Annotated in this window: 11 protein-coding genes, 3 tRNA genes and 1 pseudogene; 12 read left to right on the forward strand and 3 right to left on the reverse strand. The window is 39.5% G+C overall.

All coding sequences use genetic code 11. The features are described 5' to 3' along the window. Positions 1–97: 97 nt before the first annotated feature. From AYJ55_RS22285 to AYJ55_RS22335, 12 genes and pseudogenes are all read left to right on the forward strand, one after another. Complete coding sequence (locus AYJ55_RS22285; protein WP_063657964.1) at positions 98–877, forward strand: KilA-N domain-containing protein; 780 nt, start codon at positions 98–100, stop codon at positions 875–877. Positions 878–1,288: 411 nt separating this feature from the next. Continuing rightward, positions 1,289–1,876, forward strand: a complete 588-nt coding sequence (locus AYJ55_RS36535; RefSeq protein WP_187153367.1) for a BRO-N domain-containing protein — start codon at positions 1,289–1,291, stop codon at positions 1,874–1,876. A gap of 65 nt (positions 1,877–1,941) precedes the next feature. Continuing rightward, positions 1,942–2,763, forward strand: a complete 822-nt coding sequence (locus AYJ55_RS35255; RefSeq protein ID WP_074168204.1) for an antA/AntB antirepressor family protein — start codon at positions 1,942–1,944, stop codon at positions 2,761–2,763. Between the two features lie 9 nt (positions 2,764–2,772). After that, a complete protein-coding gene (locus tag AYJ55_RS31275) occupies positions 2,773–2,910 on the forward strand; it encodes a hypothetical protein (protein ID WP_187153132.1) in 138 nt (45 codons plus the stop codon). A gap of 147 nt (positions 2,911–3,057) precedes the next feature. Beyond that, positions 3,058–3,306: a hypothetical protein gene (locus AYJ55_RS22300; protein ID WP_063653611.1), complete on the forward strand. Its 249-nt coding sequence runs from the start codon at positions 3,058–3,060 to the stop codon at positions 3,304–3,306. Then, positions 3,303–3,761 (forward strand): annotated as a pseudogene (locus AYJ55_RS34045) (Sak single strand annealing protein); the annotation flags it as partial. The gene AYJ55_RS22300 and the pseudogene AYJ55_RS34045, both read left to right, overlap by 4 nt. Before the next feature lie 163 nt (positions 3,762–3,924). Beyond that, the gene (locus AYJ55_RS22305) at positions 3,925–4,581 is read left to right on the forward strand and encodes a lambda exonuclease family protein (protein ID WP_063657966.1); all 657 of its coding nucleotides are present in this window, start codon (positions 3,925–3,927) and stop codon (positions 4,579–4,581) included. Further along, positions 4,533–4,970 carry a single-stranded DNA-binding protein gene (locus AYJ55_RS22310; protein WP_063657968.1) on the forward strand — a complete coding sequence of 146 codons (438 nt, stop codon included), beginning with the start codon at positions 4,533–4,535 and terminating at the stop codon, positions 4,968–4,970. Before AYJ55_RS22305 ends, AYJ55_RS22310 begins: the two co-directional genes overlap by 49 nt. A gap of 106 nt (positions 4,971–5,076) precedes the next feature. Continuing rightward, positions 5,077–5,283 (forward strand): hypothetical protein, encoded by a 207-nt coding sequence (locus tag AYJ55_RS22315; protein WP_063657919.1) that lies wholly within the window; start codon positions 5,077–5,079, stop codon positions 5,281–5,283. Positions 5,284–5,367: 84 nt separating this feature from the next. Beyond that, entirely contained in the window at positions 5,368–6,090 is a 723-nt protein-coding gene (locus AYJ55_RS22320) for an antA/AntB antirepressor family protein (protein WP_063657921.1), read from the forward strand. Between the two features lie 638 nt (positions 6,091–6,728). After that, positions 6,729–6,932, forward strand: a complete 204-nt coding sequence (locus AYJ55_RS22330) for a DUF4224 domain-containing protein (protein ID WP_063657415.1) — start codon at positions 6,729–6,731, stop codon at positions 6,930–6,932. Further along, positions 6,933–7,952 carry a tyrosine-type recombinase/integrase gene (locus tag AYJ55_RS22335; protein ID WP_063657408.1) on the forward strand — a complete coding sequence of 340 codons (1,020 nt, stop codon included), beginning with the start codon at positions 6,933–6,935 and terminating at the stop codon, positions 7,950–7,952. Between the two features lie 127 nt (positions 7,953–8,079). Here the strand turns inward: AYJ55_RS22335 and AYJ55_RS22340 are convergent. The 3 genes from AYJ55_RS22340 to AYJ55_RS22350 form a co-directional block, all read right to left on the reverse strand. Beyond that, positions 8,080–8,166, reverse strand: a tRNA-Leu gene (locus AYJ55_RS22340). Between the two features lie 7 nt (positions 8,167–8,173). After that, positions 8,174–8,248, reverse strand: a tRNA-Cys gene (locus tag AYJ55_RS22345). A 33-nt stretch (positions 8,249–8,281) separates the two neighbouring features. Then, a tRNA-Gly gene (locus AYJ55_RS22350) sits at positions 8,282–8,357 on the reverse strand. Positions 8,358–8,475 lie beyond the last annotated feature (118 nt).

Here is an 8,475-nt window from a genome sequence, read left to right on the forward strand (position 1 = left end):
TTTTGGTAAGTATAAACGGGTTTAGGGTTCAATCTGCAAAATCTTTCACGTTAACACTTTTATTCGTTTCATTACGGAGAAATATTTTTATGTCTAAATAGTGGTTATTGAAAATACCGTTGTCCGTCAAGATGCTTTCGGGCGTTATTGTCTTAATGATTTACATAAAGCCGCAGGAGAATTAGAAAAGGATAGACCTAAGTATTGGCTCGCCAATGATAAGACTCAAGAATTAGGTGCTCAATTCGTAAGCGATGGTGGAATTCCCCCATCGGTTATTAAAGGAGGTACAGAGCAGGGAACCTACGTTGCTAAAGAACTGGTTTATGCTTATGCCATGTGGATTAGTGCAGCTTTCCATCTCAAAGTTATCCGGACGTTTGATGAAGTTATTTCTACACCTATCCAACCACTAACCGATAAAGTTCAGGCTGGATTAGCAATGCTGGCATTCTGCAAACAAGAATTGCGTATCGCACCTTCTGGTATGCTTGGTGCAATGAAAAAGCTACAAAATTCACTTGGTATGCCGGATATCCTTCCCGCTTATGCTGTTGATGCACCAGAAGGGAGTTTAACGGGTTCAAGCGAAGTAACGCATTCTTTTACGGAGCTTTTACTCTTACATGGTAAACCTTACAGCCCACAATCTGGCTTTAAACGGTTACAACTTCTCGGAATCGCTGAGCGTAAATCTTGTCCCAGCAGCAAACATCCTGATAAGGAAAAACTATTCTGGTCATTGACAAAAAAGGGATTACAGTTTGGTAAAAATCTGACTGACTCAAATAACCCACGTCAGACTCAACCCCATTTCTACGATAGCCAATTTCCTAGATTGCTGAGCGTCATGATGAACGGGATTGCAGCAGCATAATAAACCATTGACGAAAGAAGAAATCATGCGCTATAGTTTCTATCAGGTGCTGAACACACCCAAGTAGCGGATACCGCTCCCGAAAGTAATGCGGTTTTTTTACGTCCATAGATTGCTATGGTCGGGTAGCGAACAGAATATATAATACCCTTTTGGGAAAAACTGTTGGCCGTCTACTTGCGGTGTTCAAGTACCCGACCGCCCATCTGAACAATGGGTAATATTGAACAATCAAGTAGGACGTATATAAATGAATACTAAACTCTCATTTCGTGATGTTCACTTCAATGTTGTTAACCGTAATTGCCTTGTATATTTAACATCTGTAGAAATTGCAAAGGCACTAAAATATAAAATTCTGATGCTGTTACGCAAATTTACGAAAGAAATTCCGATGAGTTTTCTAGTGATATGACTGAGACCCTCAATTTGAAGGTCTCAGGGAATTACGAAAAAACTGTACGCATTTTCTCTCTACGTGGAGCTCATCTTGTTGCAATGTTTGCTCGTACTCCAGTAGCCAAAGAGTTCAGAAAATGGGTGCTTGATATATTAGACAAGGAAGTTGGTAATCCTCAACCCAGACCAGAAGCCCCAGAACTCTTAAACGATAACGATACTCGTAACCTAGCTCATTTGGTTTGGAGCATGGCGAATGGATTTAGATTTGAGAGAGCATGGACACAAGGTATCTGGTATGCGCTACGTCATGCGACAGGAATCGCATCGCCTCAGCACTTCGAGGTTAATCAAATCGCAATAATTGCAGAAGAATGCCGCCGGATTTACGGCATGACTAACACGCTCAAATCAGCTATTTTTGATGCTGAAAAACAAGTTATCCGTCGTTTACTTCGTCATAAAGACGATGTCGAGACCGTACTTCGTGAAATGCAGCAACTGTTAGAATCCAGCACTCACGCACACGATAGCGTCATGACTCAATCCCTTGAAAGATGGCAACAGGCGAACGTCAATCGCTTCCTCCAACGTAACTAAATAATCCTAACGCCCCTTTTTACAGGGGTAATCATTCATCAATTTAACTATTGAGAGATACCTTTATGTCAAATTTAATAAACATCGAAACAAAAAACATCAACGGGGCATTAATCCAAACTGTCAATGCACGTGATCTACATGCGTTTTTGGAAATCGGTAAAGATTTTACCACATGGATAAAAGACAGAATTAAGCAATATGGATTTGCTGAAAATATCGACTTTATAGTTTTCACCAATTCTGGGGAAAACCCCTTCGGAGGCCGTCCGGCAAAGGAATACCACATTGCCCTCGATATGGCGAAAGAACTATCCATGGTTGAGCGCAATGAAAAAGGTAAACAGGCCAGACAGTACTTCATTGAATGCGAAAGACGAATTTTACAATCACAATTACCCAATAACCCAACAACTTTAGGCTTACCTAATTTCCTTGACCCTGCTGAATCAGCCATTGCATGGGCTGAGCAGCATAAAAAAGTTCAACTGTTAGGGGTACAGGTTCAACAGCTTGAAACCGAAATCGATAGCCTAAAAAACCTGTTTCAGATTGGTATGACACCTGTTCAATTCTGCAAGCAGCTTAATGGCGTAAATATTAACCAGGTCAACCTTTTTCTGGAATCGCGTCATTTTCTCTACGATGCAGAAAAGGATATCAGCAAGGCTCATGTCTGGCGTGTTCATTCTTATGCGAGAGATACCTATCTAACCGAATCACCCTTCATCATGACAAACGATTACGGGAAACACCAGTGTTATAAAATCGTTCTGCTAAAAAAGGGGGCTTCATGGCTATATAACCAATACCTCAAAAGTAAGCTACCGATGAAGAAAGACTGGAACGGCGAATTCACTCACGACAAATATAGTCAGGTGGCATAAGGGGTAACGATGAACAAAGACAACATCCTGCTAGCGCTGGCAAGACAGGCAGCAAAGTTAGCGATTGATACCCAACGACAAGATATATGGCTAATCGCTTTATCACTGCAACTAAAAGCTTATGGAAAAAATCATCATGCCCCTTAAATCTGAAAAGGCGAAAAAACGCCATCTTAAAGAAAAAATTATCACTCTGCTACTGGATTCGTCCTTTTCACAAAATGAAATCGAGTTATTAGTCGCGGAGATTAAAACCAGAAAAAACAGGATGCTATTTCAGTTCGAGGAGGTCAAATGAACCCTTACGCCATGCAAGATTACTGGTACGAACAACAGCAAGAAATTGCTTATTGGGAAGACAGGCTGGACGACGAAATCAGCGAACTTGTCCAGCCTGTTTATGACTGCCTACCTTCCTCAGTGATGCGAAAACTCAGTATTGAGGATTTTGACGATATCTGGAAGGCGCTGTTTAACCATTTCAAAAATGAGAACATCCATCAGTACAAAGCACTTCGAGCACCTAAGAGGAAATATCTATGAGCGAAACACAACATACCGAAAAAGAGAGAAGTTTTCAACAACAGGTTTGGGAAACGCTGTCGGTGATTAATGTTAACGATAAAGTTGAAAAGAAAAACGGCCTTTCTTATCTCTCATGGGCTTGGGCATGGGGCGTATTAATGGCACATTATCCAGAATCCTACTATGTCATTGATGCCATTAGCTATAACAATGATGGCAGTGCGATGGTGTCGTTAACACTCACGGTTAAACAAGGAAATAATGAGTTTCCCCGAAAAATGTGGTTACCCGTTATGGATTACCGGAATCAGGCTATTTCTAACCCTAATGCCGTTGATATCAATAAAACGCTCATGCGCTGTCTCACCAAGGCTATTTCAATGTTTGGATTAGGATTTTATATCTATGCCGGAGAAGACTTGCCTGAACAGGAAAAAATTGTAATACAGAAAGAAGCCGCACAACAAAAAGCCCGTTACGAACAATTAATCCAGGAATTAGAAACATCAGCAAAAGGCGGTATTGAATCAATGAAATCCCATTGGCTGAAATTAACACCAGAAGAGACGGATATCATTGGCGAAGAAAATAAAATGGCTATTTATCGCAATATTGCAATGAAAAACGAGGCTAATCATGAAGCAGAAAACGGACGAATGGTTTCAGGCAAGACTTGGGAAAGTCACCGCCAGCAATTTACACAAGGTGTTATCCAAAGGCAGGGGAACAACGCAACGAAACTACCTCATGCAATTAGTTTGTGAAACCCTTACCGGACGACGAGAAGAAATTAAAACCAATCAGGCCATTGAACGGGGCATTGCCCTTGAACCACAAGCTAGAGCGCGATATTGCCTCAATGAGTTTGATGTCACGGTCACCGAAGTGGGCTTTATCCCCCACCCGTCTATTGCGCTATTTGGGGCAAGTCCTGATGGTTTGGTTAATGATGATGGACTTATCGAAATCAAATGCCCCAACACCACTACCCACATTGAAACCATTGTCACAGGAAAACCGAAATACGAATACCTGTTACAAATGCACGGACAAATGATGTGCACAGGGAGAAACTGGTGCGATTTTGTCAGCTATGATGACAGGCTTCCCCCTAACCTTGCTTACTACAAAATCCGAATTATCAAGGATGACAATTTAATTAACGAGATTGAACAGGCTGTTCAAGCATTTATCGAAAAGCTGAAATCAGAAATCAACAAAATTAATCAAAAAGTGGAGGCAACATGGCAAACCACAACCAGTGTAACTTTACCGGACGCATCGGCAAATTAGATATCCGCTATACCCAAGATAAAAATCCCATATCCGTATTTTCTATCGCTATCAGCAAATCAAGAAAAGACAACAGCGGTCAATGGATTGATGAGACCACATGGATAAATTGCAAGGCATTTAAGCAAATAGCGGAATATATCAATAATCATGCACAAAAAGGCACTTTTGTTCGTGTTACCACGGTCTATCAGGAAAATAAATGGACGGATAAATCCGGTCAGCAAAGGATATCACCCGAATTTTTAGTCAATGACGTTGAAATATTGGGCAACCAGAAGGAAAGAAAACCGCAGGAAAGTCAAAGTAGACCGAATGTGCCAACCACTAACCAGCCAAACAGTAACACAATTATCGAGCCCGATTTTGATGATTCTATCCCCTTTTAGTCACAGGAGACCCACCATGTGGATTTTAATTTTAGCCATGTACACTAATTATATCGGAGGTTAAGCAATGAAACTTCACATCATCAAATGATTAATCACGACATTATTGTTTATCAGCGCAGCGTTCGCCTTCGAACTGATAGTTGGACATCTTGCACATGCCGATGCCGTCATTGACCCACAAATCAGGTTTAAACGTGGCGAATTAGGCAATATCCATTTAGGCGGGCAAGAACTACTGGTTATCGGCATCATGATAGTACCAGCACTTATGGTCTATTTGGGGGTATTCCTTGATACCTTGAAGAAATAGTTGCAAAACAAGAAGTCATTACCCCACCTAGCTTATTCCACTTAATTAATACTCATTCATCAATTAACTTTGAGGGATACTTTTATGCAAAATTTAATCAATATTGAAACAAAAAATATCAATGGCGAATTAATCCAAACGGTAAATGCTCGTGATTTACATGCGTTTTTAGGGGTAAAAAACCATTTTAAAGATTGGATAAAAGGTCGCATTGAAAAATATGGATTCATTGAAAATGAGGACTTCGTGACTTTTGCGGAAAAAACCGCAAAAGGTAGACCGTCTATAGAATATGCAATCTCTATCAACATGGCGAAAGAGTTATCCATGGTTGAGCGCAACGAAAAAGGGAAACAGGCAAGACTTTACTTTATTGAATGTGAAAGAAAAGCATTAGAAGCCGTTAGTCCGGTTAAGATATTAAATGACCCATCAGCGATGAGAGGATTGTTGCTTAATTACACCGAAAAAGTTATTGCGCTTGAACACAAAGTCGATGAGATGAAACCGCAAGTTGAAGCACTAAAACGAATCAGCTATTCAGAAGGCTCGCTTTGTATTACTGATGCGGCAAAATCACTCCAAATGAAACCCAAAGCACTTTTTTCATGGTTACAAGGACATGATTGGATTTATCGGCGTGTTGGTGGAAAAAGTTGGGTTGGCTATCAGGATAAAATCAAGCAGGATTTAATCGAGCATAAAGTGACTGTCGTTGCTAGAAATGACGGTTCGGAAAAGTTAACTGAACAGGTAAGAATTACGCCAAAAGGACTTGGAAAATTATCCGTTCTTATTAGTGAATAATACCAAGCAAAAAAAAGACCAGCGCAAGGCTGGCCAACACCAGGTAAAATGTTACTGTTAACAAACACACAACGTTAACAATACTACCATAAATAACCTTATAAAAATTAATGTTTTGATCAACATTTACATTTATGTAATCAATAACCGGAGTAATCCTATGAATAACATCCATGAATACCGAACAACGTTACATCATGTCAAAGCAGGGATGCAGGTTATTTATCATTGTGAGGTGATGAAAATAATTAGATTGAAGGAAAAAAATTAACAAACAAAGGATTGATATATCAATTCGATACCGATGGAGAAAGCGGAATATTAACCGGAAATGGCGGTAATAAAATCACTGTCTTAGAAAAAATAGACGACTTACATAAAAGTAAAAGCTGGTATATTTAACAGGAGATGAAGTGAAGTATGACCTGATACTCGCAGACCCACCTTGGCAATACCAAAAAAAGCATCAAACAACGCAGCAAATAAATCCTAATACTCTACCCCACAAATTATATCCCTAACCTAACAAAAGACGAAGATAACCATTCATGGCTTCGCTATTGATTTTTGTGGGGCAATGAAGCGCCTGAAAATAGTGTGAGTTTTTAAATGAGGACATAAACGTGAATAATAATTCTATGTTCATTACAGATGAACAGATGAAAGAACTAACAGGTTACCAAAAACCATCCAAACAATGCAAAGTTTTAGAAGAAGCGGGAATCTTTTTCATTAAGCGGCCTGATGGTCGACCCAAAACGACATGGGAACATTTCAATAAACGACTTTCAAAAGCAACGGGTATTAACTTTGCTGAAAAACCAGATTTCGGAGCAATCTAAATGGCTAGAAAAAGAAAAAATCCGGCTGATAATTGGATGCCTTCAAGAGTGAGAAGAGGAAAATCAGCATTTGAGTTTTTGACTCCAGATGGAAGGACAATTCGATTATGTGATTTTTCTTTTACTCAAGCCGAGGTGTGGGTTGCATACGAAAAATTATTGCTATCATACAAAAATGAAGAAACACTTGCAGCTTTATTTAATGCATTTTTCAATTCCCCTGACTTTCTTAATTTATCAGGTGAAACGCAAAAAGATTATAGGAAATATGCCAATAAGTTAATGCCTGTGTTTGGAAAAATGTTACCTGACAATATAAAGCCAGAACACATTCGTAAGTATATGGACAAAAGAGGTCTAAAGAGTAAAACTCAGGCTAACAGAGAAAAGACATTATTGTCACGTGTTTTTGGGTGGGGCTATGAGCGAGGATTAGTCAAAATAAACCCATGTAAGGGAGTAAGGCAATTCAAAGAAAAAGCTAGAGATCGCTACATTAGCGACAAAGAATATAATGCACTTTATTCTATATCACCAATTGTAGTAAAAATTGCGATGGAGCTTGCCTATCTTTGCCTTGCTAGGCAAGCAGATATTTTATCTTTAACTTATTCTCAGCTATCTAATGACGGCATATTTATTAAGCAAGGTAAAACAGGGATCGCACAGATAAAAGCATGGACAGATCGTTTACATGCAGCCATAGAGTTAAGTCATACTTTACCTTTAGACAAAGGAATTAGCAGTATATATGTTCTGCATCAACAAAGTGGATCTGGGTACACTCGTGATGGTTTCAATAGCCGATGGAGGAAAGCAAAAGAAGAAGCCAAAATTAAATTTCCACACTTAAACTTTGATTTTACTTTTCACGATTTAAAAGCAAAAGGTGTTTCAGATCTTGATGGTTCTTTATCTGAAAAACAAACAATATCTGGTCATAAAAACATTTCTCAAACCGCAAGATACGATAGAAAAATTAATGTTGTCCCTGTTGTTGGAGGTCAGAAAAAGCAATGATTAAATCAAAAATATAGTGAAATTATATAGCGAAAATATAGTGAAACGTGATTTTAGTCACAAAAATTTACTCTTAAGAGACTAAGTTTTCACCACTTAACTTATTGATAAATAATGAAAAATTTTATGGTGCCCAGGGCGGGACTTGAACCCGCACAGCCTTAAGGCTGAGGGATTTTAAATCCCTTGTGTCTACCGATTTCACCACCTGGGCTAAATTCTGGAGGCGCGTCCCGGAGTCGAACCGAGGTAAACGGATTTGCAATCCGCTGCATGGCCACTCTGCCAACGCAGCCCTACTCAATCTAGCTTATATGTAGGGCTGATATTGGAGCGGGAAACGAGACTCGAACTCGCGACCCCGACCTTGGCAAGGTCGTGCTCTACCAACTGAGCTATTCCCGCATTCTCACAATGCTTAGTTAGTTTGTTAAACTCAGCATCGTTTGATGCGCTGCATTCTACTTGTTTCCTGTATTGAGTCAATACTATTATTAATTAATTCGGTTCGTTCGCTGGTTTT

It is taken from the genome of Candidatus Arsenophonus triatominarum, from assembly GCF_001640365.1.
GTDB classification, from domain to species: domain Bacteria; phylum Pseudomonadota; class Gammaproteobacteria; order Enterobacterales; family Enterobacteriaceae; genus Arsenophonus; species Arsenophonus triatominarum.